This is a genomic window from Pseudomonas sp. TE12234 (assembly GCF_054061835.1).
Window position 1 is genome coordinate 76311 of the sequence record NZ_JBSSEP010000001.1, and the last position, 24842, is coordinate 101152.

The following is a 24842-nucleotide window of genomic DNA, read 5'->3' on the forward strand; positions in this document are numbered from 1 at the left end:
TCAGTCCGCCATCGCGGGCAAGCCCGCTCCCACAGGAACATCGCAGACCTGTGGGAGCGGGCTTGCCCGCGATGGCGGCCTTGGAGCTGAATCAATAGTACTGACTGACCATGCTGCCAGACGTTCAAGGCGAATGTGTAATGTCGGTCAAATCATCGACCGCCAGCGCACCGGTTTCGGCCGTTTCCAACACCACATAGGCACTGCTGCAGAACAGTGAGTTCAGACGCTTCATGTCGGCGATCAACTCCAGGTGCAGCGAACTGGTCTCGAGACTCTGCACGATCTTACGTTGCAAACGGCTGACATGCGCATGGGCCATGCGGCGCTCCTGAGCGCGAAAGCGACGTTTCTCGCGCAACAACTGGCGGGCACTTTCCTTGTCGGCACTGAGGAACACCGACAATCCCAGACGCAGGTTGGAGATCAACTGGCTGTGCAGCCCTGCCAACTCTTCCAGGCCGACCTCGGAAAACGACCGACGCTGGGACGTTTTCTGCTGCTGCACTTTACGCAGCATGCGTTCGATCAAGTCGCTGGCGAGCTTGAGGTTGATCGCCAGCTCGATAATTTCCGCCCAGCGCCGGCTGTCCTGATCACTGAGGTCTTCCCGGGGCATTTGCGCCAGATACAGCTTGATCGCACTGTAGAGCGCCTCGACATCATCGGTCAGACGCCGCACTTCCTGGGTCACGGCGGTTTGCTTGCCCTGCAGCACATCGAGCATGGCCTCGAGCATGTTGTCGATCAGATCCCCCATGCGCAGGGTTTCCCGGGCGGCGTTGGCCAGCGCCAGGCTGGGCGTGACCAACGCCGTCGGATCCAGGTGCCGGGGTTTGGCCATGCCGTTGGCTTGCGGGCGCTCCGGCAGTACCCACGCACAGAACCTGGCCATAGGCTCGACACTGGGCAGCAGGATCAGGCAGCGCGCGGTGTTGTAAAGCAGATGGAAGCCAATGACCATTTCCTGCGGGCTGAAATCCAGACTATCGAGCCAGTGCACCAGCGGGTCGAGCACAGGAATGATCAGCAACAGGCCGATCAGCTTGTACAACAGGCTGCCCAGCGCCACCTGGCGGCCGGCGGAGTTCTGCATGCTGGTACTGAGGAACGCGAGAATGCCGCTGCCGATATTGGCGCCGATCACCAGGCCGATCGCTACCGGCAGGCTGATCACGCTGGCGCCGGCCAGGGTTGCGGTCAGCAGCACCGCCGCCAGGCTGGAGTAGGAAATCATCGCGAACATCGCGCCGACCAGGGCATCGAGCAGGATATCGCCGGTCAGGGAGGCAAAGATCACCTTCACCCCTTGGGCGTGGGTGATGGGTGAGGCGGCTTCGACGATCAGTTGCAAGGCCAGAATGATCAAACCCAGGCCAATGGCCACACGGCCCATCTGACCCAGGCGGGTCTGTTTGCGCGACAGGAAAAAAATCACCCCGAGAAAGATCAGCAGCGGCGACAGCCATGAGAGATCGAAGGTCAGCACCCGCGCCATCAGCGCGGTACCGACATCGGCGCCCAGCATGGTCGCCAGCGCCGGGGTCAACGCCATCAGGCCCTGACCGACAAAGGAGGTGACGAGCATGGCGGTGGCGTTGCTGCTCTGGACCATGGCCGTCACCACAATCCCCGCGATAAACGCCAGCCAGCGCTTGGACATGTTCTGGCCAATCACGTGGCGCAGGTTGGAACCGTAAACCCGCAGGATGCCGGTTCGGACGATGTGCGTGCCCCAGATCAACAGGGCCACGGCAGATAATAAATTGAGCAGGGTGAGCATACAGGCCCCCTGTGGTGGTAGCGCCCCAAAGGAGCAAGTTGACGGTGCCGCGCTTTTTTCTACGTTTTGTACTTAAGCTGTAGTTGGCTAACGGTCTGGGCGCCAGCATCGCATAGCTAAAGTAGCGATTGAAACAAAACCGTCATGAAACCTGACCTTCCAGCCACCCAAAACAAATGTGGGAGCGAGCCTGCTCGCGATTGGGCCCTCACATTCAACATTGATGTTGAATGATGGACCGCTATCGCGAGCAGGCTCGCTCCCACAGGGCGTTGCGTATTTGCGGGTTACTGGCCCGGAATGTCCTTGCGCAGTTTCACCGGGTCACGCTGCTGTTTCTTTCTTGCAATCGCAGTGCGCATCTTGATGTTGATCGCTTCCACCGCCAGCGAGAACGCCATGGCGAAATAGACGTAGCCTTTTGGCACGTGCACGTCGAAGGATTCGGCAATCAGCACCGTACCGACCACCAACAGGAACGACAGCGCCAGCATCTTCAGCGAAGGGTGCTTGTCGATGAACTCGCTGATGGTGCCGGAAGCCCACATCATCACCAATACGGCCACGATGATGGCCGCGACCATGACCGGTACGTAGGAGACCATGCCGACCGCGGTGATTACCGAGTCCAGGGAGAACACGATGTCAATGATCGCAATCTGGATGATGGTGTAGAGGAAATTGCCGCCCGCGCCACTCGGCTCGTCGTTGGTTTCGTCTTCGCCTTCCAGCGCGTGGTACATCTCCTGCGAGCTTTTCCACAGCAGAAACAGGCCACCGAAGAACAGGATCAGGTCTCGCCCGGAAATACCCTGGTCGAACACGACGAACAGGTCGGCGGTGAGGCGCATGACCCAAGTGATCGACAGCAACAACAGAATCCGCGTGACCATGGCCAGCGCCAGCCCGAAAATCCGGGTGCGCGCCTGCATGTGCTTGGGCATGCGGCTGACCAGGATCGAAATCATGATGATGTTATCGATACCCAAGACGATTTCCAGGGCGGTCAGGGTAAAGAAGGCAACCCAGATTTCAGGGTTGGTCAGCCATTCCATGTGTATTCCTTTGAGCGAGTGTTAAACCACGAAGGGCCCGGGCTTCAAACCACAAAGCCTGGACCCGAAGTGGTGAGTCTTGGGCTTATAGCGTGCTGAACAGCGGGAAAATCCCCATCAGCAATGCGGCAACCAGTATGCACATGCACACCAGCACTGCCCATTTCAGGGTGAAGCGCTGATGGTCACCGAAATCGATACCGGCCAGGGCCACCAACAGGTAGGTCGATGGTACCAGCGGGCTCAGCAAGTGGACGGGCTGACCGACGATCGAGGCACGTGCCATTTCCACTGCGGTAATACCGTAGTGGCTGGCGGCTTCGGCAAGTACCGGTAACACGCCGTAATAAAATGCATCGTTCGACATGAAGAACGTGAACGGCATGCTCGCCAGCGCCGTGATCACGGCCAGGTAAGGGCCGAGGAAATCAGGGATCACTGCCAACAGGCTTTTCGACATGGCATCGACCATACCGGTGCCCGACAGGATGCCGGTGAAAATACCGGCGGCAAAGATCAGCCCGACCACCGCCAGAACGCTGCCGGCGTGGGCCGCGACACGATCTTTCTGCTGTTGCAGGCACGGATAGTTGACGATCATCGCAATACTGAACGCCACCATGAACAGCACGGGCAGCGGCAGCAGGCCGGCGATCAGGGTGCACATCAACACCAGGGTCAGGGCGCCGTTGAACCAGATCAGGTTCGGACGACGGGCATCCGGGAACTGCGAAACACTGATTTCGCTGTGGTCGATTTCGTCGCCGACCAGGTGCAGCTCACCCAGACGCGCCCGTTCTCGCTTGCCGTAGAAGTAGGCAATGACGAGGATCGCCAGCACACCGGCAGCCATCGCCGGAATCATCGGCACGAAGATCGCCGACGGATCCACATGCAATGCACTGGCCGCGCGAGCGGTCGGGCCACCCCACGGGGTCATGTTCATCACGCCACCGGCGAGGATGATCAGGCCGGCCATGATCCGCGGGCTCATGCCGATACGGCTGTAGAGCGGCAGCATGGCGGCCACGCAAATCATATAAGTGGTCGCGCCGTCACCATCGAGGGAGACGACGAGCGCCAGTACGGCGGTGCCGACCGAAACTTTCAACGGGTCGCCCTTGACCAGCTTGAGGATCTTGCGCACGGCCGGGTCGAAAAGACCCGAATCGATCATCAGGGCGAAGTACAGAATGGCGAACATCAGCATCACGCCGGTCGGCGCAAGCTTGGTGATGCCTTCGAGCATCATCGGGCCGATTTTCGGGGCAAAGCCGCCGAACAGGGCGAAGACGATCGGGATGATGATCAGGGCGATCAGCGCGGACAGGCGCTTGGTCATGATCAGGAACATGAACGTGATGACCATGGCGAAGCCAAGGAAAGTCAGCATGGGAATACTCCAGGCGTAGCGCGGCTAGGGAAAGGGCGGATCGGGCGGGATCAGCGCAGAACGGCAAGCACGAGGCGTACGGACGGAGTTGGAGCGAAGCGGCGGATAGAAGAGGACATCAGGATCACCATTGTTGTTGTTAAATGGGCCGGGCGAGCAATCGAACGCTCGTGTTGGCCAACCGGTCTGTTGCCGGCAGTGGGGGCGATCCTAATCGGGGAAGCTTTCAGCCAGCTTTCGCCGATGAAAGCTTTGACCGGATGCATAACCGGTCGTCGGACGCTATCTGGACCGACAACCGCTTGCCGAGGCTGCATTCGAACGAGCATTTGCCGGGCGAGCCTGAAGAAAGCATCTGATCAGAAAATAGACAGATCCAGTGGGCGAATCGCGCCCATCCAGATGGCGTGCTCGCTGTGGTCCAGCAGATCGTCGCCGGTGTCCGGGTGCAGGAACACCACCAGACCCTTGCGGTTGAGCGCCAGCCACGGCAACACATCGCTGATGAGCTCAGGTCCGAAGGCCAGCTGGCAACTCCAGTCCGGATGCGGGCCGACCGGGCGTTCGTGGACGCGGCCCATCTTCAGCGCAAACAATTGTGCTGCCTGTTCACACAACGCCCGAGCCTGATCGATGGTGCTGGCATCGAAGTAAACATGGGCGTGATAGCCCTTGATCCTTTGCATTTGAATCCCTCCAAAACCCGGTCGAACCCTCACCGTTTCCAACGGGTCACACGCCATATACGCAGAAAACAACGGAGCCCGGCCATGAAAAATGCCGAAACCCCGGCGGTGAAGGTGGTGCTTTATGGTGCCATGAGTAGCCTCGGCAGCGCGCTGATGGCTGAAATGTTGCGCCGCCAACATGAAGTGATCGCCATTCTCGATGACCTGACGGCACTCGCGCCACGTCCGGGCTTGCGCACCAAGACGGGCGACCTGTTTGACGCCGATCGGGTCAAGCAAAGCGTGGCGGGCAGCTCAGCTGTCATCTGCTTGTTGGACGCGCCAGGATTACCCTTCAACAGCGAATATGTAGAAAAGACCATCGTACCGGGCCCCGTCGAGCAGGTGCTGGCGGTGGATGCGTTAATCGATGGTATGCGGACGGCGGGCGTTGCACGGTTGTTTCTGGTGGGTGACTTCGAGGTGCTGGACGATCCCGAGATCGATGACGGCCTGCAACGTCACGCGGCCGAAGAAATACGCGAAGCGCTGCAAAGCAGTGCATTGCAGTGGACACTGGTAAACGCCCCGCGGGGCGTGCCCGGACTGACCATCGAACATTTCAGTCAGGTCAGCAGCAGCCTGGAGCCAGGTCTGGCAGAGCCATTGAAACGTCTGACCCGGACTGCCGTGGGAATCGCCGATGAATTGCGTTTAAACCTGCACGTCGGCGAGCACGTCAACTTCATCGCGACTGAACCCTAAACCGCAATCGAGGGCAGGGCCAGACCATTGAGCGATTGCGCACTGCTGGCCTGCTCGGCCATCAACCAGTCGACAAACTGTTGAATCAACGCGCCGCGCCGCTTGCGTTGCGGCAGGACCACGTAATAGCCCAGCCGGGATATCACCGTCTCGGCGATGGGACGGCACAACAGACCTTGCGCCAGCAAGTTATCCACAAGGTGGCGCCAGCCGATGGCCACGCCCTGACCGCCAATCGCGGCCTGGATCAGCAGGGTGTAGTTGTCGAAACGCAACTGGCCAGGCGCCGGGGGAGAGGTAATCCCCAAGGCGCGAAACACGCCGCTCCAATCAAACCAGTGGCTGCTGTTTTCACCGCGAAGGTGCAACAACGGAAATTCCAGCAGCGCCTGGGCGGGCAAGGGCAGGGGACGCTCACTCAGCAACTGCGGGCTGCACACCGGGAAAACTTCCTCACTGAACAGCCAATGGCTTTCGCCCTGTTTGAAGCGGCCATCACCGAACAGCACCGCCACGTCGATATCGGTACGTAGCATATTATGGCTGCGCTCACTGGTCACCAGGCTGACGTCCACCTGCGGATGGGCGGCGTGAAAGCGATGCAGGCGCGGCATCAGCCAGTACGCCGCGAATGCGAAATCAGTCGCGACTTGCAGCACCTCATGCTGTTGTTGTGCACTTATCGCGTTTAATCCGGCATCGATTTGCTGCAAACCGAGCTGAACTTGCTCGAAAAGAATCATCCCGGCCTCGGTCAGTTCGATCCCGCGATAAATGCGATCGAACAGGCGTGTCGCCAGTTGTTCTTCCAACCGTTTGATCTGCTGACTGATGGCCGGTTGCGTGGTGCCGAGTTCAACAGCGGCGGCAGTGAAACTGCGTTGGCGGGCCGCGGACTCGAATGCGCGAAGCAAGTCCAGGGACAGGTCACCCAGGGCGTCATACATAAGCTGTGCTTATCCTAGTCATTGCCGTACAGGGGCTTTACCGCAATGTGCATGGGTTACATGCTCGATCGCAGCACTCTCGCATAAACATCCACTATGGAATGCCGCGATCACATGAAGCGCAAGAACATTCTTTTCATCATGGCCGATCAGATGGCCGCGCCAATGTTGCCGTTCTACGGTCCTTCGCCGATCAAACTGCCTAATCTCAGTCGCCTCGCCGCCCAAGGCGTGGTATTCGACGCCGCGTACTGCAACAGCCCTCTGTGCGCGCCATCGCGCTTTACCCTGGTCAGCGGTCAGTTGCCGAGCAAGATTGGCGCCTACGACAACGCAGCGGATTTCCCGGCCGACGTACCGACCTATGCCCACTACCTGCGTCGCCTCGGCTACCGCACCGCGCTGTCGGGCAAGATGCATTTCTGCGGCCCGGACCAATTGCACGGCTATGAAGAACGTCTGACCAGCGATATCTATCCAGCCGACTATGGCTGGGCAGTGAATTGGGACGAGCCGGATGTGCGCCCGTCCTGGTATCACAACATGTCTTCGGTGCTGCAAGCCGGACCCTGCGTACGCACCAATCAACTCGATTTTGACGAAGAAGTGGTGTTTAAGGCCCAGCAGTATTTGTTCGATCACATCCGCGAAGACGGCGACCGGCCGTTCTGCCTGACCGTTTCGATGACTCACCCCCATGATCCGTACACCATCCCCAAGGCATTCTGGGATCTGTACGACGATGCCGATATCCCGTTGCCTGCGACGCCGGATCAACACGAGCTCGATCCGCATTCGCAACGCTTGCTCAAGGTCTACGACCTGTGGGACAAGCCGCTGCCTGTGGATAAGATCCGCGATGCCCGCCGCGCCTATTTCGGCGCGTGCAGCTATATCGATAGCAACGTCGGCAAACTCCTGCAAACACTCGAAGATACCGGGCTCATCGATGACACCATCATCGTGTTCTCTGGCGACCACGGCGACATGCTCGGTGAGCGTGGCCTCTGGTACAAAATGCACTGGTATGAAATGGCGGCTCGCGTGCCCCTGTTGATAAGTGCCCCGGGGCAATTCGGCGCCGGTCGGGTCAGCGCCTCAGTGTCCACTGCCGACCTGCTGCCGACCTTCGTCGAACTGGCGGGCGGTTCGCTGGAACCGGGCTTGCCGCTCGATGGCCGTTCACTGGTTCCGCACCTGCAAGGGCAGGGCGGTCACGACGAAGTGTTCGGCGAGTACATGGCCGAAGGCACCATCAGCCCGTTGATGATGATTCGCCGCGGCGCCTACAAATTCATCTACAGCGAAGACGACCCTTGCCTACTCTTCGATGTGCACAATGACCCGCGCGAGCTGGAAGAACTCAGCCAGTCTCCGCAACATCGCCTGCTGTTCGACGATTTTCTCGCCGAAGCGCGGGCCCGATGGGACATCCCCGCGATCCACCAACAGGTGCTCGCGAGCCAGAGACGCCGGCGTTTCGTCGCCGATGCGCTGACCATCGGCAAGCTGAAGAGCTGGGATCACCAGCCGCTGGTGGACGCCAGTCAGCAGTACATGCGCAACCACATCGACCTTGATGATCTGGAGCGTAAAGCACGTTATCCACAACCCTGCCAAAACCAATAATGTTAAGGGGAAGTCCATGCAAAGGTTATCCACAATACTGACGGTCGGGCTCCTGGCTCTGGGCAGCACTTCGGCGTTTGCCGATCAGAGCTGCGATACGGTGAAAATGGCCGATCCCGGCTGGAGCGACATCGCCGCGACCAACGCCATCACCGGGTTTCTGCTGGACGGCATGGGCTACAAGGCCAAGGTCGACACCCTGGCGGTGCCGATCACCTATGGCGGACTCAAGGATGGCCAGGTCGATGTGTTCCTGGGTAACTGGATGCCGGCGCAGCAGGGTTTCTACGACAAATTCGTCGCCACCGGCGATGTCACGCAACTGTCGAAGAACCTCGATGGCACGGAATTCACCCTCGCCGTCCCGGACTACGTGTGGGATGCGGGTGTGCATAACTTTGCCGACCTGAACAAGTTCGCCGACAAGTTCGACAAGAAGATCTACGGCATCGGCTCCGGCGCGCCCGCGAATGCCTCGTTGCAGGAAATCATCAAGAAGAACGACTTCGACATGGGTCAGTGGAAACTGGTCGAATCCAGCGAACAGGCGATGCTCGCCGAAGTGTCTCGTGCCGTGAAAAAACAGAAGTTCGTGACCTTCCTCGGCTGGACCCCGCACCCGATGAACGTGCAGCTGAAAATGCATTACCTCAAGGGCGGGGAGAAGTATTTCGGCGATACCGGCAGCGTCCACACCCTGACCCGCAAAGGTTATGCACAGGCCTGTCCGAACGTTGGCAAGCTGCTGACCAACCTGAGTTTCACCCAGGAGATGGAAAACAGCATCATGGCCGAGGTGGTGAACAAGAAAATCAGCAATGCCGACGCGGCCAAGGCATGGATCAAGGCCAACCCGGCGGTGCTGGACAAGTGGCTCGATGGCGTGAAAACCGTGGATGGCAAGGATGCGTTGCCGGCGGTGAAAGCCAGGCTCTGATAATGACCTGTGGCGAGGGAGCTTGCTCCCTGTCCGGTCAACTCGGTGAATCTGTCTTATCGAGTCGTCCGGGCTTGCGTCTGCTACGCAGCCGAGCGGGAGCAAGCTCCCTCGCCACAGAAATAGCCCTGCCACAATTTCGTTGTCGTCCTGCTACCCTTGCGAAAATCCCCAACCGAGAGGACCCATGGCCCTTCCCAGTCGCCATTCACTCTTTCCCTTTCTCGCCTGGTTACCCCGGCAAACCCGCGCCAGCGTTGGTCGTGATCTGATTGTCGGGCTCAGTGGCGCCATTCTCGCGCTGCCGCAATCCATCGCCTACGCGCTGATTGCCGGCCTGCCACCGGAATACGGACTGTACGCGGCGATCATTCCGGTGCTGATTGCTTGTTTGTGGGGTTCGTCGTGGCATTTGATCTGTGGTCCTACGGCGGCCATCTCCATTGTCCTGTACGCCAGCGTCAGTCCTCTGGCCGTTCCCGCGACGCAGGACTACGTCACCTTGATCCTGCTGCTGACGTTCCTGGCCGGGGTTTTCCAGTGGCTGCTGGGTTTGTTGCGGTTTGGCGCACTGGTGAATTTCGTCTCTCACTCTGTGGTGCTGGGCTTCACGCTGGGCGCGGCCGTGGTGATTGCCGTCGGCCAGTTGCCCAATCTGCTGGGGCTGGACTTGCCGAGCCAGGCCACTGCCCTGGACAGCTTCATCAATTTATTCAGGCATCTCGACAAGGTGGATAAACCATCTCTGGCACTGGGCCTGGCCACCGTCGTGATCGGCGCGATCCTGAAACTGTTGTTGCCGCGTTGGCCGACCCTGTTGATCACGCTGATGCTGGGCGCGCTGCTGGTTTGGCTCTGGCCAGCAATGTTCGGTCATGTGCAACTGGTCAGCGCCTTCACTGGAAAGTTACCGCCGTTCAGCCCGTTGCCGCTGGACCTCGACCTGGTCCTGCGCCTGCTGCCCAGTGCCGTGGCCGTGGGCATGCTCGGGCTGGTGACCAGCCTGTCGATTGCCCGCTCGCTGTCCGCACGGTCACAGCAGTTGCTCGATGCCAATCAGGAAGTTCGCGCCCAAGGCTTATCCAACATCATCGGTGCGTTCTTTTCCGGATCGCTGTCAGCCGGCTCCTTTACCCGCTCAGGGCTGAGCTATGAAGCCGGCGCCTGCTCACCATTGGCGGGGGTATTTTCGGCGTTGTGGGTGGCACTGTTCGCGATCTTCGGCGCCAGCCTGATCGCACACATTCCAATCCCGGCCATGGCTGGCAGCATCCTGTTGATCGCCTGGGGATTGGTCGACCATCGCGGCATTCGCGCCTTGCTGCGGGTCAGCCATGCCGAATTCGTGGTGATGGCCCTGACTTGCGTCGCGACCTTGCTGCTGGAATTGCAGACGGCCATCTATGCCGGCGTGCTGGCGTCGCTGTTCTTCTACCTCAAACGCACCTCACAACCGCGGGTACAACATATACGCAATGGTGATGAGGACATTCTGCGGGTCGGCGGTTCGATCTTTTTCGGCGCCAGCCATTACCTGCAAGTGCGCCTGCAACTGATGCACGGTGCGCGGGTGGTGATCGAGGCGCAGCAGATCAACTTCATCGACTATTCGGGCGTGGAAATGCTGCATCAGGAAGCGCGCCGACTGCTGCGCCAGAATCGCAGCCTGACCCTGCGCCAGGCGCGGCCGCAGGTGGTGGAGGAGTTACGCAAGCTCGAAGGCGCGGAGAAATGCCCGATTCGGTTTGAAGACTGAAACACCGCAAGGGAAACACACTGAACCCTGTGGCGAGGGAGCAAGCTCCCTCGCCACAAAGGCCTAGAGGGCCAACTGCCGACGCAGCTCGGCCAACACCGGTGCCGTATCCGGGCGCACGCCGCGCCACAGGAAAAAAGCCTCAGCCGCCTGTTCGGCGAGCATGCCCAAGCCATCCATCGCCACTGCGGCACCGTGTTCGCTGGCCCAACGGCAGAACGAGGTTGGTTCCTTGCCGTACATCATGTCGTAGCACACCGTTTTGCCCGGCTCGATCAGGCTGGCGGCGATCGGTGGGACTTCGCCCGACAGGCTGGCGGACGTCGCGTTGATGATCAGGTCCACCGACTCCTGCAACCAGTCATAACCGCTGGCCGATACCGGACCCAGGTCGCAGAACAGCTCTGCCAGCAACTCGGCCTTGTCCACTGTGCGGTTGGCGATGATCACCGACGCCGGTTGCTCCGCCAACAAAGGCTCCAATGCACCGCGCACCGCGCCGCCAGCACCGAGCAGCAGGATGCGTTTGCCCTTGAGGCTGAACCCGGCATTGACCGTCAGGTCGCGCACCAGGCCGGCACCGTCAGTGTTATCGCCCAGCAGACTGCCATCGGCCAGTTTGCTCAGGGTATTCACCGCCCCGGCCCGTTGGGCCCGCGCCGTCAGGCTGTCGGCGAGACGAAAGGCCTCTTCCTTGAACGGCACAGTGACATTCGCCCCACGACCTTCGAGGAAAAACGCCCGGGCACAGCCGGAAAAATCGTCGAGCGGCGCCAGCGAAGTGCTGTAGTCGAGTTTCTGGGCGGTCTGCTCGGCAAACAAGCGATGGATCAGCGGCGACTTGCTGTGACCAATCGGGTTGCCGAATACGACATAACGGTCCATCAGGATTCCTCGTTCAGGCCTTGGCCAACCAATCGCGGTCTTGCAGGAAGTATTCGGTCAGGCGCGCTTCTTCGCTGCCCGGTTCGGCCTTCCAGTCATAACCCCAGCGCACTTGCGGCGGCAGGGACATGAGGATCGACTCGGTACGCCCGCCCGATTGCAGGCCGAACAAGGTGCCACGGTCGTAAACCAGGTTGAACTCGACGTAGCGCCCACGGCGGAACTCCTGGAATTCGCGCTGTTTGGCGGTGAACGCATCGTTCTTGCGGCGTTGCACGATCGGCAGATAAGCCTCGATATAGGCATCGCCGATGGCGCGCATGAAAGCGAAACTGGTGTCGAAGTCCCACTCGTTCAGATCATCGAAAAACAGGCCACCGATGCCCCGTGGCTCGTGGCGATGCTTGATGTGGAAGTAGCTGTCGCACCAGGCCTTGTAGCGCGAATAGACATCCGGACCGAACGGCGCGCAGGCCTGCTCGGCAATGCGGTGCCAGTGCACGCAGTCTTCTTCGTTACCGTAGTAAGGGGTCAGGTCGAAGCCGCCGCCGAACCACCAGACCGGCTCTTCGCCTTCTTTTTCGGCGATGAAAAAGCGCACGTTGGCGTGGGAAGTTGGCACATGCGGGTTGTGCGGGTGGATCACCAGGGACACGCCCAGGGCTTCGAAACCGCGCCCGGCCAGTTCCGGCCGATGGGCACTGGCGGACGGTGGCAGACCGTTGCCGAAGACGTGGGAAAAATTGACGCCGCCCTTTTCGATCACCGCGCCGTTTTCGATCACCCGCGTACGTCCACCGCCACCGGCGGGCCGGGTCCAGGCGTCTTCGACGAAGCGCGTGCCACCGTCTTCGGCTTCCAGGGCAGCGCAAATGCGGTCTTGCAGGTCGAGCAGGTAGGCTTTTACGGCCTCGGTGCGGGTAGTCATGGCATCACCTTGGATCGGGCAAAGCTACGCGGCGCTCCATTGGAGCTCAGCCGGCGCAAATGGGCGCGTAGCATACCACCGCCGATGCGCTCGTCGCAGTTGACGAAGATCAAGCTTAGGAGTCCGATAGGACGCTTTGGTAGAAACGATCTCAGGAGAGTGCAGATGGCAAAGCGTATCCAGTTCCGTGCCCACGGTGGCCCCGAAGTGCTCGAGTATGTGGATTACCAACCCGCCGAGCCCGGCCCGCAGCAGGTCCGCGTGAGCAACAAGGCCATCGGCCTGAACTTCATCGATACCTATTACCGCAGCGGCCTCTATTCGCCACCATCCCTGCCATCGGGTGTGGGTGCCGAAGGGGCGGGCGTGGTCGAGGCGGTCGGCAGCGAAGTCACCCGATTCAAGGTCGGTGATCGCGTGGCCTATGGCAGCGGGCCATTGGGTGCCTACAGTGACGTTCATGTATTGCCCGAAGCCAACCTGGTGCATCTGCCGGACGCCATCAGCTTCGAACAAGCCGCCGGGGTCATGCTCAAAGGCCTGACCGTGCAATACCTGTTGCGTCAGACCTACGAACTCAAGGGCGGCGAAACCATCTTGTTCCACGCGGCGGCCGGTGGCGTGGGTTCACTGGCTTGCCAATGGGCCAAGGCACTGGGTGTGAAGTTGATCGGCACTGTGAGTTCAGCGGAGAAAGCCGCGCTGGCCAAGGCCAACGGCGCTTGGGCGACCATCGACTACAGCCATGAAAACGTCGCACAGCGCGTACTGGAATTGACTGACGGCAAAAAGGTCCCGGTGGTGTATGACGGCGTCGGCAAGGACACCTGGCTGACTTCGCTCGACAGCGTGGCGCCCCGGGGGCTGGTGGTGAGTTTCGGCAATGCGTCCGGTGCGGTAGACGGGGTGAACCTGGGGATTCTGGCGGCAAAGGGTTCGCTGTACGTGACCCGCCCGACACTGGCGACCTACGCCAACAACGCCGAAAACCTGCAAAGAATGGCCGATGAACTGTTCGAGATGATCATCAGCGGCAAGCTGAAGGTCGATATCAGCCAGCGTTACCCACTGGCTGAAGCGGCGAAGGCCCAGACCGAGTTGTCGGCGCGGCGCACAACGGGGTCAGTGGTGTTGTTGCCTTAACATTTTCAGCGCCTGCCTCGGCCTCATCGCGAGCAAGCCCGCTCCCACAAGGACTGGCTGTGAACACATATTTTGTGAACACCAGGAGCCACTGTGGTAACGGGCTTGCCCGCGATTGAGGTCACCCTCGGCCTTAACCCGCGCGCATCACCTGGCCGGTTGCCAGATCACGAATCACGCTCGGGTTCTTGCGCCCTCCCAGATTCCCGCCCAGCACCAGATCAAGCTGCCCCCGGAAATACTGCTCCACGCGAATCCGCGTGCGCGCCGCCGGCCGGCCCTGTGGGTTGGCGGACGTCGATACCAGCGGCCCGACCAGTGAGCACAAGTCCCGCACCAGCGGGTGATCGCTGACCCGCAGGGCCACGGTTTCATGCACGCCGGTAATCCACTGCGGCAACATGTTCTGATGCGGCACCAGCCAGGTGTTCGGCCCCGGCCAGGTACTGGCCATGCGATCCATCCACAACTCCGGGAAGTCGTCGAAAAGGAAGTCGAACTGACGGATGTTGTCGGCGACCAGAATCAGGCCTTTATCCACAGACCGGCCCTTGAGCAGCAACAGCCGCTCCACGGCCTCTTCGTCCCACGGGTCGCAACCCAGACCCCAGACAGCTTCGGTTGGGTAGGCAATCACCGCCCCGGCGCGAATTGCTTGCGCGGCTTGTTGCACACGCCAACTGTTGACCATGAAAAACACTCCAGAATAAGGCTCTGCGCAGTTTACCGATCTTGTTTATAAAACCTAGCTCACCCGTGCAAACCAGCGGCCGTTTTCGCAGACTGCGCGGCCCTCCATCTCCAGCTCCGTCAACGCCCCCAGCACTTTGGGCAAGGCCCAGCCGCTGGCATCGGCCAGCGCTTCACTGGAGAGCGGGGCGGCGTGAAGCAGGGTCAGCAATGGGTGGGGCGCCGCCATCTCGGGCGCTTCTGTGGAAAACGGCAGCTGCTGCCAGCCGCGCAAGGCTTCGAGAATATGCTCGATGGTTTCCACCAGCACGGCGCCGTCGCGGATCAGCTGATGGCAACCGCGGGCGCCGGGGTGATGGATCGATCCCGGAATCGCATACACCTCGCGCCCCTGTTCCGCCGCCAGCCTCGCGGTGATCAACGAACCGCTGGCAACGCTGGCCTCCACCACCAGCACACCGAGGGACAAACCGCTGATGATCCGGTTGCGTCGCGGGAAGTTGCTGGCGGTCGGTCCGGCGTCCAGCGGGAACTCCGACAGTACCGCGCTACCCGAGGCGATCATCGCATCAGCCAGCCGTCGATTGCGCTGTGGATAAAATTTTTCAAGACCCGTGCCAAGCACGCCGACCGTTTGACCGCCAATGTCCAACGCCGCCTGATGAGCGGCCGCGTCGATGCCCAGGGCCAGACCGCTGGTAACGACAAACCCGGCGCCGGCCAGGCTGCGGGAAAAAGCCGCGGCGGTGTCCATGCCCGGCCGTGACGCACGCCGACTACCCACCATCGCCAACTGCGGTTTTTCCAGAATGCCGGGGTCGCCAGCGACAAATAACAGCGGCGGCGCATCGCTGATTTGCGCCAGCAGTGAAGGGTAGTCGGGTTGGTCCCACATCAGTAAATGCTGGCCAGGACGCTCTAGCCAAGCCAAAGCGTGACTCGCGCCATCGCGGATTTCAGCGCATCGCCTGGCCTCGGAACAGGCCAGCGGCAAACCCAGCGCACGCCAGGCACTGGCGGGTGCGCTGATGGCTTTGGACGCCGAACCGAAAGCCTCCAGCAGTTTTTTGAAACGCGCCGGACCCAATTCAGGTAGACGGTGCAGACGTAAACGAGCTTCCAGTTCCGCAGGGGAAACCGGTGTAAAGGCAGGCATCGACATGGATCATCCTTGATCGTTATGAGCACCCGTACAAACGGGAATAAGCTGTGGATAACTCTGTTGGTAACTTGTGAAGCACGCTTACGGATTTCGTACCTTGTCCATCACCGCCAGCGAGCGCGATGCCTTGAGTACCAGCCCGTAGCTGAGCTTGTCGTAGGTGCGGAAGACCATCAGCAGTCCGGCGCGTTCATCGGGGATTTTCAGCGGCTGGCCGGTGATCCGGTCGCGCACGGTTTCGCCGGTCTTCATCACTTCCAGGACATTGCCTTCGGCCAAGCCATCGCGTTGGCCCTTGTTCAGGGTGACCACGTCGAGCGCGCCGATCTGGGTGACGCCGCGCGGCACATCGATAATCAAGCCGTTGATTTCGTTTTTGGGGGCACTGGGCATGAAGGTCGAATTGATCGGGCGTTCCTCACCGCTGAACAAACGATCACCGAGGCGCACCTCCTGGGTCGTGTGTTGCAGCGCCAGCGTGGCGACGTCGCCTTCAATGGCGAGGATTTCGCCGCTGCCGATGTCATCGGCGTTGATCCCCAGAAACGCCTGGGTCAGCGGATCGGTGTAGACCTTGCCCTGGCGGAAGATGCCGTAGACCGACTGCGCCGGGTCGAATTGCCCGCGAGCAAAGATGCGATCGCCAACGCCGCTGAGCACCCGCTCGGCGTCCCCGGCCACGATGTAGGGTGCCTGGTCGAAATCCTCGACCTTGTCGACGATACGGTTGCTCAGCAGAAAGCTGTTGATCGACTTCAGTGGAATGCTCGGAATGGCCTCTGCGACCGGGCTGCTGCGCACCCGTGGCGAGAGTTTGATGGTGCCTCGGGAAGGACCGCGATCGAGGGTCAACCGTGGCTGGCCGTCGACGTAGACGAGGGATAGCAAGTCGCCGGGATAAATCAGATCGGGATTTTCGATCCGGGGATTGGCCTGCCAGAGCTCGGGCCACTGCCATGGCTCACGGAGGAATTTTGCCGAGATATCCCAGAGCGTGTCCCCTGCAACCACTGTGTATTGCTGTGGAAAACCTTCCCTGAGCTGCACTTGCCCATGCGCCCAACCTGCCGAGGCCAGAAGGAGCAAGGCGAGTAGTGATTTCCTCATGCGGTGAATCCCTTTATTATGTGCGTTCGCGTGAAACGCCAGAGCCGTCAGTGGCTCGCTCCCGGCTTGCTTATGAAAAGAAGGGAGCTACGTTTTACATAGATAGCCTGCATCTTCTGACTCGCCAGGCCATCGACCCGACCTTACTTCACACGTGCAGTCATCAAGCTTATGGCCATTTTAAACATCCTCGAATTCCCTGATCCGCGCCTGCGCACTATCGCCAAACCAGTGGCCGTAGTGGACGACGAAGTGCGTCAGTTGGTCGATGACATGTTTGAAACAATGTATGAAGCACCGGGCATCGGCCTCGCCGCGACCCAGGTCAACGTGCACAAACGTATTGTCGTGATGGACCTCTCCGAAGATCGCACCGAACCGCGCGTGTTCATCAACCCTGAGCTCGAGCCCCTGACCGACGACATGGGTCAGTATCAGGAAGGCTGCCTATCGGTGCCGGGCTTCTACGAAAACGTCGATCGTCCGCAACGAGTCAAGGTCAAGGCCTTGGACCGCGACGGCCAACCTTACGAACTGATCGCCGAAGAACTGCTCGCGGTGTGCATCCAGCACGAATGCGACCACCTGAACGGCAAATTGTTCGTTGACTACCTGTCGACGCTCAAACGCGACCGGATCAAGAAGAAGCTGGAAAAGCTCCACCGCCAGAACGCTTGATGCCCTCCTTCAAAGGCTTGCTGCGGCAAGCCTTTTTCTTTTCAAGATGCTTTGCACTAGAGAGCCCTTCATGACTGAGCCACTGCGCATCGTCTTTGCCGGCACCCCGGAATTCGCCGCTGAACACCTCAAGGCCCTGTTGAACAGCCCTTACGAGATCGTTGCGGTCTACACCCAACCGGATCGTCCGGCAGGTCGTGGGCAGAAGCTGATGCCGAGCCCGGTCAAGCAGCTTGCTCTGGAAAACAATCTCCCGGTGCTGCAACCGCCAACGCTGCGCAACGAAGACGCTCAGGCTGAACTGGCCGCACTGAAACCGGACCTGATGGTGGTGGTGGCCTACGGCCTGATCCTGCCGCAAGTGGTGCTGGATATTCCGCGTCTGGGCTGCATCAACAGCCACGCCTCGCTGCTGCCACGCTGGCGCGGTGCGGCGCCGATCCAGCGCGCCGTGCAAGCGGGCGACGCCGAAAGCGGCGTGACCGTGATGCGCATGGAAGCGGGGCTCGACACCGGGCCGATGCTGCTCAAGGTCATCACGCCGATCAGCACCGAAGACACCGGCGGCAGCCTGCACGATCGCCTGGCCGAAATGGGGCCGCCTGCGGTGATTCAAGCCATTGCCGGCCTTGCTGCCGGCACGCTGGAAGGCGAAGTGCAGGACGACAACCTCGCCACCTATGCACACAAATTGAACAAGGACGAAGCCCGCATCGACTGGACCCGTCCGGCGATTGAGCTGGAACGCCTGGTTCGAGCCTTCAACCCATGGCCGATCACCCACAGCACCTTGAACGGCGAAGCGCTGAAAGTGTTGGCCGCGAGCCTCGCGCAAGGGAAGGGCACACCGGGTGAAATCCTTAGCGCCAGCAAGGACGGGCTGATCGTCGCCTGTGGTGAGCAGGCGCTGTGCCTGACACGCCTGCAATTGCCCGGCGGCAAAGCACTGAACTTCAGCGACTTGTTCAACAGCCGTCGTGAGAAATTCGCGGTGGGCACCGTCCTTGGTCATACGGCGGACGCTCAATGAACCCGCGTCTGGCCGCCGCCAAGGCACTGGCTGCTGTTCTAAGCGGCAAAGCCTCACTCAACAGTTCGCTGCCCACGCAAATGGACAAGGTCGAAGATCGCGATCGCGGTTTCACCCAGGACCTGGCGTTCGGCACCGCGCGCTGGCAGCCGCGGTTGTCGGCACTGGCGGCCAAACTGTTGCAGAAGCCTTTCAAGGCAGCGGACGCCGATGTTGAAGCCTTGTTGCTGGTCGGCCTCTACCAGTTGCTCTACACCCGTGTGCCGGCCCACGCCGCCATCGGTGAGACCGTCGGTTGCGCCGACAAGCTGAAAAAACCCTGGGCCAAAGCCTTGCTCAACGCCGTGCTACGCCGCGCCCAACGGGAAAGCGAAGCGCTGCTGGCGGAGCTGGAACACGACCCGGTGGTGCGCACCGCTCACCCGCGCTGGCTGCAAAAGTCCCTGAAGGCGTTCTGGCCGGAACAATGGGAAGCCATTTGCGCAGCGAACAACGCGCACCCGCCGATGATCCTTCGCGTGAATCGTCGCCATCACACCCGCGACGCCTACCTCGGCTTGCTGAGCGAGGCCGGCATTGCCGCCAGTGCGTGCCTTTACAGCCGTGACGGCATCATCCTCGACGCCGCCACCGACGTGCGCAGCCTGCCCGGTTTCGCCGAAGGCTGGATCAGCGTGCAGGATGAAGCGGCGCAACTGGCCGCCGATCTGCTTGACCTCGCACCCGGTCAACGGGTGCTGGACGCCTGCTGTGCACCGGGGGGCAAAACCTGCCACATCCTTGAAGCCGAGCCGGCATTGGCAGGCGTGGTGGCCGTGGATCTGGAAGCCAAACGCCTGGTCCGCGTGCGTGAAAACCTCGAACGCCTTGGCCTGAGCGCCGAGCTGATCGCTGCAGACGGTCGCGACACCGCCACCTGGTGGGATGGCAAGCCGTTCCAGCGCATCCTGCTCGACGCCCCGTGTTCGGCCACTGGCGTGATTCGTCGTCATCCGGACATCAAGCTCACCCGCCAACCCGATGACATCGCCGCGCTGGCACTGCTGCAAGGCGAGCTGCTGGATGCCCTGTGGAAAACCCTGGAGGTCGGCGGCATTTTGCTCTACGCCACCTGCTCCACGCTGCCGACCGAGAACACCGAAGTCATCGAAGCGTTCCTTGCCCGCACGCCGGGCGCCCGTGAACTGGACCTCGCGACCGCAGCCGGGATAAAGCAACCTCATGGTCGCCAATTGCTCGCTCAGGAAGGCGGACACGACGGCTTCTATTACGCCAAGCTGATCAAGATCGCCGCCGCGCGCGGTTAACCGGATTCAATGGAGTGACTGGATGAAAATCATCATCCTCGGTGCGGGGCAGGTCGGCGGTTCGCTGGCGGAACATCTGGCCAGCGAAGCCAACGACATCACGGTGGTCGACACCGACGGCGAGCGTCTGCGCGATCTCGGTGATCGCCTGGACATCCGCACGGTCCAGGGTCGCGGCTCACTGCCGACGGTACTGCGCCAGGCTGGAGCGGACGACGCCGACATGCTGGTGGCCGTGACCAACAGTGACGAAACCAACATGGTCGCCTGCCAGGTCGCCCACACCCTGTTCCACACCCCCACCAAAATCGCCCGCGTGCGCGAAGCGGCGTACCTCACGCGCTCCGAACTGTTCGATAACGAAGCGATTCCGGTGGACGTGCTGATCAGCCCGGAACAAGTGGTCACCAACTACATCAAACGCCTGATTCAGCATCCGGGCGCGTTGCAGGTGATCGACTTCGCTGAAGGCAAGGCACAACTGGTCGCGGTGCGGGCCTATTACGGCGGGCCACTGGTGGGTCAACAACTGCGGCAATTGCGCGAGCACATGCCGAATGTCGAAACCCGCGTGGCGGCCATTTTCCGTCGCGATCGCCCGATCCTGCCCCAAGGCGACACGGTGATCGAAGCGGACGACGAAGTGTTTTTCATCGCGGCCAAAGCGAACATTCGCGCGGTGATGAGTGAAATGCGCCGTCTCGACGAGACCTACAAACGCATCGTCATCGCCGGCGGCGGGCAGATCGGTGAGCGACTGGCCGAAGCCATCGAAAGCCGTTACCAGGTGAAGATCATCGAGATGAATCCGGCACGCTGCCGCCATCTCTCGGACACCCTCGACAGCACCGTCGTGCTGCAGGGCAGCGCCTCCGACCGCGACCTGTTGATGGAAGAAAACATCGCTGATGCGGACATCTTCCTGGCCCTGACCAACGATGACGAAGCCAACATCATGTCGTCGCTGCTGGCCAAACGCCTGGGCGCGAAGAAGGTGATGACCATCATCAACAACCCGGCGTATGTGGATCTGATCCAGGGCGGCGATATCGACATCGCCATCAGTCCGCAACTGGCAACCATCGGCACCTTGCTGGCCCACGTGCGCCGCGGCGACATCGTCAGCGTGCACTCACTGCGCCGGGGCGCCGCCGAAGCCATCGAGGCGATTGCCCACGGCGATGCGAAATCGAGCAAGGTCATCGGCAAAGCCATCGAGAACATCGGCCTGCCGCCGGGCGCTACCATCGGGGCGATCATCCGCGACGAAGAAGTGATCATTGCCCACGATGACACGGTGATCGCGGCGGGGGACCATGTGATTTTGTTCCTTGTGGATAAGAAGCATATTCGTGATGTGGAAAAACTGTTCCATGTGGGGCTGAGCTTTTTCTGAGGTTTTGCAGCGGCTGTACGGGCCCCGATCGCTGGCAAGCCAGCTTGTATGTTTAGACTTGAAGGGGTGGGTGGGACTAAAGCTCGTCATCTGACTCTTGCCAGTACAGACCGTGGGAGACTTCGTCCCACCCCTTCACCTAATGCGCCGATAAGGAATGCATCGGCTCGGACCGACGATAGAAACAAGCCAGCGCAACGGTGAACCCCGTCAAGTATCTAAACCCTAGCTCGGAGGGTGTGCCATGACAATCCTGAATTCGCAGGTGGTCGTCGGTGTGGATGTGGCGAAGGAGGAGATCGTTATCTATCGATCCGACCTGGAAAAGACCCTAAATATCGCAAACAAGCGATCAACCCTGAAGCAATGGCTAAAGACGCTGCCAGCGCACAGCGCTATCGCGCTAGAAGCGACCAATATCTATCACCTTGATACAACGGAAATGGCCCATGAAATGGGCCATGACGTGTACGTCATTGATGGCAGTCGCCTCAACAAATACCGCGATGGAATAGGCCTGAGGGCGAAAACAGACACGTTGGACGCCGAACTGCTGGCGCGTTACTTGAGCCGGGAATCCGACAGACTGAGGATCTGGAATCCGCCACCGAAGGCTTACACACAGATGAAAAGCCTGCTTCGCCGCCGGGCTCAGTTGGTCCAGGCCTGTGTTGCACTCAAGCAAAGCTGGAAAAAACGAATCCCTGCTTAAAGAGCACTTCAACCAGCTTCTGGCCGCCATTGCCCAATTCGAAAAAATGATTCAGAAAACGCTCAAGGAAATTGCCGCGCAAGGTGGAATTGAGGATCAGGTGAAGCGTTGCCAGGCCATCGAGGGCGTAGGACTCCTGACGGCCACCGCAGCGGCCACTGCTTTTTTGCGTGGGGAGTTTGCCAACAGCGACGAGTACGTCGCCTTCCTCGGCATGGATCCGCGGGTGAGGCAGTCAGGACAAAAGGATCAAAAGCGCCGGCTCTCCAAACGAGGGGACTCGGAGTTCCGGCGCTTGTTTCACAACAGCGCTATGGCCGCCAGCCGCTCGCCGACCTGGAAGCCGTACTACGAAAGCTATCTGGCCAGAGGCCTAAAAGGCACTCAGGCCTTGGTTATCCTGGCACGCAAGTTGATCAGAGTGATGTTTTCCCTGATGAAAAACCAGAGCGAATACAAGCCGAATTCTATGTTTGGGGGTTCCCCCCAAACATAGAATCTCCCACAATTTTTTCGATTGTTCACAAACGTCATGTACATCTGAGAACCCTGTGGGAGCTGGCTTGCCAGCGATGGCGGTTTCAAAGATACAAATAACGTCCCCTGACACTCCTCATGCAAGGAATCCACCCATGATCGAATCCCTGGAAAAAATGCTCGCCAAGGGTGTGGATAACTCATTGCTGCGCTTCGGCCTGGGCAAGGGTTACCTGGATCTGGGGGAGAACGCCAAGGCTGTGGAACATTTCCAGCGTTGCGTTGAGATTGATCCGAAGTATTCGGCAGCGTGGAAGTTATTGGGCAAGGCTCACCTGGCGCTGGAGAACCATCCCGCCGCACGTCGGGCCTGGGAGCAGGGCCTGGAAGCCGCCAAAGCCCATGGCGATAAACAGGCCGAGAAGGAAATGACGGTGTTCCTGAAAAAGCTGGATCGTCACGCGCACTGATCAGAGATAACGCAAACCAATGCCTTCGGCATCCACTTGCACCACTTCCATGCGCACACGCGGCGCGCCTGTGGGCAAGTCCTGCACCTGCCCGTAAACCACCGCGCCCCTGGGTAGAGCCGACAATGCCGGATGCTTGACGTAGACCCCTGTGGTCGACAGGTTGCGCGTCTGGCCCAGGCATTCACCAACGGTTTCGTGACTGATCTTGATGCGAAATGATTTACGGTGTTCGGACATCTACTGCGCCCTTATGAACGTGTTGTGGATAACTTGTAGGAGCGAGCCTGCTCGCGATGGTCGTGAACGATGACGCGGAAAGTCTGATTCCCCGTGGTGCCCTCAGGTCCATCGCGAGCAGGCTCGCTCCTACAGTTATCCACAGACTGTGCCAATTGTTTCAATACCAGCGCTCTTCACCTGGCGGGCGCTTCTTGAAGCGTTTCATGCTCCACATGTACTGGCTCGGATACGCCCGCACATAGCGCTCGACCACCTTGCTCATGGCGGCACAGGATTCCTCGGTGTCTGTGCTGTACATGGCCTCTGGCGCGGCTTCGAGGATCACTTTGTAGCCCGAACCGTCTGGCAGACGCAGGGCGTGCAGGAACACGCCGACCGCTTTGCCGCCCGCGAGCATGTTCGGCACGAATTTGCTGGTCAATGCCTGGGTGGCGAAGAACGGCACGAAGATCCCGGCGGATTCTGCCGGTTCCGGGTCGGCGGGGATGCCCACTGCACCGCCTTTGCGCACTTCCTTGATGACGCTGAGGATGCCTTCCTTGGTGGAAGCGGCCACTTTGTTGCCCAGTTGCACCCGCTGCTTTTGCAGTAATTCATCCACCGCCTTCAATTTCGGCGGACGGTAGAAAATGATCGGTTTGCACTGGCTGCAATAAAAGTGGTTGAGCACTTCCCAGTTGCCCAGGTGGCTGGTGATGCCGACCACGCCTTTGCCGGAGGCCAGGGCGTCTTTCAAAATATCGAGGCCTTCAACTTCGCGCACCAGGTCGATGGAGCGCTGGGCTGGCCAGATCCAGGCGCAGGCGCTTTCTGTCAGGGACTTGCCGATGTCTTTCAGACTCTGGCCCACCAGACGCTCACGTTCGGCGGGGTCCATTTCCGGAAAACATTTGGCCAGGTTGATCCGCACCACGTCGCGTGAACGGTTAGGGGTTTTCCACATCACCCAGCCAATTGCCGAGCCGACAGCCTGCACCGCCCGCCACGGGAGCAGGGCAAACAGCCGCAGAGCGCCTACCAGCAAGGCGCCTTTAAACTTATCCACAGGTCACTCCTGATCTTGTGCTGTGCGCGAGGCGGCTATTCTAACCGCCGTTCGCCAGCTGCGCGTAGCGGTCGCAATCGCGGGTGTGATCCATGACCATGCCCGAAGCCTGCATCAGCGCGTAGCAAATGGTCGGGCCTACGAAGGTGAAGCCGGCCTTTTTCAGGCCTTTGCTCATCTCCACCGCCTCGGGTGTGATGGCCGGGACTTCGGTGCGATCCTTGAAATGATTGACCTTCGGAACACCGCCGACATATGACCAGAGAAGCTCGACAGGGTCTTCCAGCGCCAGCCAGGCCTGGGCGTTGCGCCGGGCCGCGTTGAGCTTGAGGCGATTGCGAATGATGCCCGGATCGAGCATCAAATCATCGATTTCAGCATCACTCATCTGGGCCACGCGCTGCACGTCAAAGCCATACAGCACCCGGCGATAGTGTTCGCGTTTGCGCAATACGGTGATCCAGGAAAGCCCGGCCTGGAACCCTTCGAGCAAAAGCAACTCGAACAATCCCTGCGCATCGCGTAGCGGCGTGCCCCACTCCTGATCGTGATAAGCCATGTACAGCGGATCTTCGGAACACCAAAAGCAGCGTGGCATAAGGCTCCAGGGGGCGTGCGCAGCAACGAATCGGGTAT

23 protein-coding genes and 2 pseudogenes are annotated in these 24842 nt (G+C 60.2%); 12 read left to right on the forward strand and 13 right to left on the reverse strand.

Annotated elements, in window-relative coordinates; genetic code table 11:
- Window positions 1-124 precede the first annotated feature (124 nt).
- The 4 genes from ACVWYU_RS00400 to ACVWYU_RS00415 form a co-directional block, all read right to left on the reverse strand.
- Entirely contained in the window at window positions 125-1783 is a 1659-nt protein-coding gene (locus ACVWYU_RS00400) for a Na/Pi cotransporter family protein (RefSeq protein WP_457371640.1), read from the reverse strand.
- A gap of 287 nt (window positions 1784-2070) precedes the next feature.
- Window positions 2071-2838 carry a TerC family protein gene (locus ACVWYU_RS00405; RefSeq protein ID WP_457371641.1) on the reverse strand — a complete coding sequence of 256 codons (768 nt, stop codon included), beginning with the start codon at window positions 2836-2838 and terminating at the stop codon, window positions 2071-2073.
- Window positions 2839-2923: 85 nt separating this feature from the next.
- Entirely contained in the window at window positions 2924-4231 is a 1308-nt protein-coding gene (locus ACVWYU_RS00410) for a CitMHS family transporter (protein ID WP_457371642.1), read from the reverse strand.
- Between the two features lie 359 nt (window positions 4232-4590).
- A complete protein-coding gene (locus ACVWYU_RS00415; RefSeq protein WP_457371643.1) occupies window positions 4591-4917 on the reverse strand; it encodes a DOPA 4,5-dioxygenase family protein in 327 nt (108 codons plus the stop codon).
- A gap of 84 nt (window positions 4918-5001) precedes the next feature.
- Between ACVWYU_RS00415 and ACVWYU_RS00420 the strand changes: the two genes are divergently transcribed.
- Entirely contained in the window at window positions 5002-5664 is a 663-nt protein-coding gene (locus ACVWYU_RS00420) for an NAD(P)-dependent oxidoreductase (protein WP_457371644.1), read from the forward strand.
- On the opposite strand, the gene ACVWYU_RS00425 is transcribed toward ACVWYU_RS00420, so the two are convergent.
- Window positions 5661-6611, reverse strand: a complete 951-nt coding sequence (locus ACVWYU_RS00425) for a choline sulfate utilization transcriptional regulator (RefSeq protein ID WP_457371645.1) — start codon at window positions 6609-6611, stop codon at window positions 5661-5663. The two genes, ACVWYU_RS00420 and ACVWYU_RS00425, sit on opposite strands and share 4 nt — an antisense overlap.
- Window positions 6612-6725: 114 nt before the next feature.
- Here ACVWYU_RS00425 and betC point away from each other — a divergent pair, with 114 nt between their 5' ends.
- The 3 genes from betC (at window position 6726) to ACVWYU_RS00440 (ending at window position 10933) form a co-directional block, all read left to right on the forward strand.
- Window positions 6726-8240 (forward strand): choline-sulfatase, encoded by a 1515-nt coding sequence (gene betC / locus ACVWYU_RS00430; RefSeq protein ID WP_457371646.1) that lies wholly within the window; start codon window positions 6726-6728, stop codon window positions 8238-8240.
- Between the two features lie 16 nt (window positions 8241-8256).
- Window positions 8257-9177, forward strand: a complete 921-nt coding sequence (choX, locus tag ACVWYU_RS00435) for a choline ABC transporter substrate-binding protein (RefSeq protein ID WP_090327012.1) — start codon at window positions 8257-8259, stop codon at window positions 9175-9177.
- 187 nt (window positions 9178-9364) lie between these two features.
- Complete coding sequence (locus ACVWYU_RS00440) at window positions 9365-10933, forward strand: SulP family inorganic anion transporter (protein WP_248914609.1); 1569 nt, start codon at window positions 9365-9367, stop codon at window positions 10931-10933.
- Between the two features lie 63 nt (window positions 10934-10996).
- On the opposite strand, the gene aroE is transcribed toward ACVWYU_RS00440, so the two are convergent.
- The gene (gene aroE, locus ACVWYU_RS00445) at window positions 10997-11818 is read right to left on the reverse strand and encodes a shikimate dehydrogenase (protein ID WP_457371647.1); all 822 of its coding nucleotides are present in this window, start codon (window positions 11816-11818) and stop codon (window positions 10997-10999) included.
- A 13-nt stretch (window positions 11819-11831) separates the two neighbouring features.
- Window positions 11832-12746: an oxygen-dependent coproporphyrinogen oxidase gene (gene hemF, locus ACVWYU_RS00450; RefSeq protein ID WP_457371648.1), complete on the reverse strand. Its 915-nt coding sequence runs from the start codon at window positions 12744-12746 to the stop codon at window positions 11832-11834.
- 165 nt (window positions 12747-12911) lie between these two features.
- Here hemF and ACVWYU_RS00455 point away from each other — a divergent pair, with 165 nt between their 5' ends.
- Window positions 12912-13889: an NADPH:quinone reductase gene (locus ACVWYU_RS00455; protein WP_457371649.1), complete on the forward strand. Its 978-nt coding sequence runs from the start codon at window positions 12912-12914 to the stop codon at window positions 13887-13889.
- Between the two features lie 133 nt (window positions 13890-14022).
- On the opposite strand, the gene ACVWYU_RS00460 is transcribed toward ACVWYU_RS00455, so the two are convergent.
- From ACVWYU_RS00460 to ACVWYU_RS00470, 3 genes are all read right to left on the reverse strand, one after another.
- Window positions 14023-14580, reverse strand: a complete 558-nt coding sequence (locus ACVWYU_RS00460; protein ID WP_090326999.1) for an L-threonylcarbamoyladenylate synthase — start codon at window positions 14578-14580, stop codon at window positions 14023-14025.
- A 54-nt stretch (window positions 14581-14634) separates the two neighbouring features.
- Complete coding sequence (dprA, locus tag ACVWYU_RS00465; protein WP_457371650.1) at window positions 14635-15741, reverse strand: DNA-processing protein DprA; 1107 nt, start codon at window positions 15739-15741, stop codon at window positions 14635-14637.
- An 81-nt stretch (window positions 15742-15822) separates the two neighbouring features.
- Entirely contained in the window at window positions 15823-16848 is a 1026-nt protein-coding gene (locus ACVWYU_RS00470) for a LysM peptidoglycan-binding domain-containing protein (RefSeq protein ID WP_457371651.1), read from the reverse strand.
- Between the two features lie 171 nt (window positions 16849-17019).
- Between ACVWYU_RS00470 and def the strand changes: the two genes are divergently transcribed.
- The 6 genes and pseudogenes from def to ACVWYU_RS00500 all read left to right on the forward strand — a co-directional run bounded on the left by def (window position 17020) and on the right by ACVWYU_RS00500 (window position 22918).
- Window positions 17020-17526: a peptide deformylase gene (gene def, locus ACVWYU_RS00475; RefSeq protein ID WP_090326993.1), complete on the forward strand. Its 507-nt coding sequence runs from the start codon at window positions 17020-17022 to the stop codon at window positions 17524-17526.
- 70 nt (window positions 17527-17596) lie between these two features.
- Window positions 17597-18556 (forward strand): methionyl-tRNA formyltransferase, encoded by a 960-nt coding sequence (gene fmt / locus ACVWYU_RS00480; RefSeq protein ID WP_457371652.1) that lies wholly within the window; start codon window positions 17597-17599, stop codon window positions 18554-18556.
- Window positions 18553-19863 carry a 16S rRNA (cytosine(967)-C(5))-methyltransferase RsmB gene (gene rsmB / locus ACVWYU_RS00485; RefSeq protein WP_457371653.1) on the forward strand — a complete coding sequence of 437 codons (1311 nt, stop codon included), beginning with the start codon at window positions 18553-18555 and terminating at the stop codon, window positions 19861-19863. Before fmt ends, rsmB begins: the two co-directional genes overlap by 4 nt.
- A gap of 22 nt (window positions 19864-19885) precedes the next feature.
- A complete protein-coding gene (gene trkA / locus ACVWYU_RS00490) occupies window positions 19886-21259 on the forward strand; it encodes a Trk system potassium transporter TrkA (RefSeq protein ID WP_457371654.1) in 1374 nt (457 codons plus the stop codon).
- A 244-nt stretch (window positions 21260-21503) separates the two neighbouring features.
- A pseudogene (locus ACVWYU_RS00495) lies at window positions 21504-22467 on the forward strand (IS110 family transposase).
- Between the two features lie 136 nt (window positions 22468-22603).
- Window positions 22604-22918, forward strand: coding sequence for a tetratricopeptide repeat protein (locus ACVWYU_RS00500; RefSeq protein WP_247255206.1), 315 nt, complete (start codon window positions 22604-22606; stop codon window positions 22916-22918).
- Here ACVWYU_RS00500 and ACVWYU_RS00505 read toward each other — a convergent pair whose 3' ends face one another.
- Window positions 22919-23158: a PilZ domain-containing protein gene (locus tag ACVWYU_RS00505; protein ID WP_090326978.1), complete on the reverse strand. Its 240-nt coding sequence runs from the start codon at window positions 23156-23158 to the stop codon at window positions 22919-22921.
- A 56-nt stretch (window positions 23159-23214) separates the two neighbouring features.
- Here ACVWYU_RS00505 and ACVWYU_RS00510 point away from each other — a divergent pair.
- Window positions 23215-23295, forward strand: a pseudogene (locus ACVWYU_RS00510) (outer membrane lipoprotein carrier protein LolA); the annotation flags it as partial.
- A gap of 23 nt (window positions 23296-23318) precedes the next feature.
- Here ACVWYU_RS00510 and ACVWYU_RS00515 read toward each other — a convergent pair.
- Both ACVWYU_RS00515 and tag read right to left on the reverse strand, forming a co-directional pair.
- Window positions 23319-24206, reverse strand: a complete 888-nt coding sequence (locus ACVWYU_RS00515; protein ID WP_247255207.1) for a lysophospholipid acyltransferase — start codon at window positions 24204-24206, stop codon at window positions 23319-23321.
- Window positions 24207-24246: 40 nt separating this feature from the next.
- Window positions 24247-24804 carry a DNA-3-methyladenine glycosylase I gene (gene tag, locus ACVWYU_RS00520; RefSeq protein ID WP_090326974.1) on the reverse strand — a complete coding sequence of 186 codons (558 nt, stop codon included), beginning with the start codon at window positions 24802-24804 and terminating at the stop codon, window positions 24247-24249.
- Window positions 24805-24842 lie beyond the last annotated feature (38 nt).

Bases quoted from the DNA above. Each gene is read 5' to 3' on its own strand.
- ACVWYU_RS00470 (WP_457371651.1), bottom strand. From the start codon at position 16,848: ATGAGGAAATCACTACTCGCCTTGCTCCTTCTGGCCTCGGCAGGTTGG.
- aroE (WP_457371647.1), bottom strand. From the start codon at position 11,818: ATGGACCGTTATGTCGTATTCGGCAACCCGATTGGTCACAGCAAGTCG.
- ACVWYU_RS00410 (WP_457371642.1), bottom strand. From the start codon at position 4,231: ATGCTGACTTTCCTTGGCTTCGCCATGGTCATCACGTTCATGTTCCTG.
- ACVWYU_RS00500 (WP_247255206.1), top strand. From the start codon at position 22,604: ATGATCGAATCCCTGGAAAAAATGCTCGCCAAGGGTGTGGATAACTCA.
- trkA (WP_457371654.1), top strand. From the start codon at position 19,886: ATGAAAATCATCATCCTCGGTGCGGGGCAGGTCGGCGGTTCGCTGGCG.
- ACVWYU_RS00400 (WP_457371640.1), bottom strand. From the start codon at position 1,783: ATGCTCACCCTGCTCAATTTATTATCTGCCGTGGCCCTGTTGATCTGG.
- ACVWYU_RS00455 (WP_457371649.1), top strand. From the start codon at position 12,912: ATGGCAAAGCGTATCCAGTTCCGTGCCCACGGTGGCCCCGAAGTGCTC.
- ACVWYU_RS00415 (WP_457371643.1), bottom strand. From the start codon at position 4,917: ATGCAAAGGATCAAGGGCTATCACGCCCATGTTTACTTCGATGCCAGC.
- rsmB (WP_457371653.1), top strand. From the start codon at position 18,553: ATGAACCCGCGTCTGGCCGCCGCCAAGGCACTGGCTGCTGTTCTAAGC.
- def (WP_090326993.1), top strand. From the start codon at position 17,020: ATGGCCATTTTAAACATCCTCGAATTCCCTGATCCGCGCCTGCGCACT.
- choX (WP_090327012.1), top strand. From the start codon at position 8,257: ATGCAAAGGTTATCCACAATACTGACGGTCGGGCTCCTGGCTCTGGGC.
- hemF (WP_457371648.1), bottom strand. From the start codon at position 12,746: ATGACTACCCGCACCGAGGCCGTAAAAGCCTACCTGCTCGACCTGCAA.
- dprA (WP_457371650.1), bottom strand. From the start codon at position 15,741: ATGTCGATGCCTGCCTTTACACCGGTTTCCCCTGCGGAACTGGAAGCT.
- tag (WP_090326974.1), bottom strand. From the start codon at position 24,804: ATGCCACGCTGCTTTTGGTGTTCCGAAGATCCGCTGTACATGGCTTAT.
- ACVWYU_RS00440 (WP_248914609.1), top strand. From the start codon at position 9,365: ATGGCCCTTCCCAGTCGCCATTCACTCTTTCCCTTTCTCGCCTGGTTA.
- ACVWYU_RS00425 (WP_457371645.1), bottom strand. From the start codon at position 6,611: ATGTATGACGCCCTGGGTGACCTGTCCCTGGACTTGCTTCGCGCATTC.
- ACVWYU_RS00460 (WP_090326999.1), bottom strand. From the start codon at position 14,580: ATGGTCAACAGTTGGCGTGTGCAACAAGCCGCGCAAGCAATTCGCGCC.
- ACVWYU_RS00420 (WP_457371644.1), top strand. From the start codon at position 5,002: ATGAAAAATGCCGAAACCCCGGCGGTGAAGGTGGTGCTTTATGGTGCC.
- fmt (WP_457371652.1), top strand. From the start codon at position 17,597: ATGACTGAGCCACTGCGCATCGTCTTTGCCGGCACCCCGGAATTCGCC.
- ACVWYU_RS00505 (WP_090326978.1), bottom strand. From the start codon at position 23,158: ATGTCCGAACACCGTAAATCATTTCGCATCAAGATCAGTCACGAAACC.
- betC (WP_457371646.1), top strand. From the start codon at position 6,726: ATGAAGCGCAAGAACATTCTTTTCATCATGGCCGATCAGATGGCCGCG.
- ACVWYU_RS00405 (WP_457371641.1), bottom strand. From the start codon at position 2,838: ATGGAATGGCTGACCAACCCTGAAATCTGGGTTGCCTTCTTTACCCTG.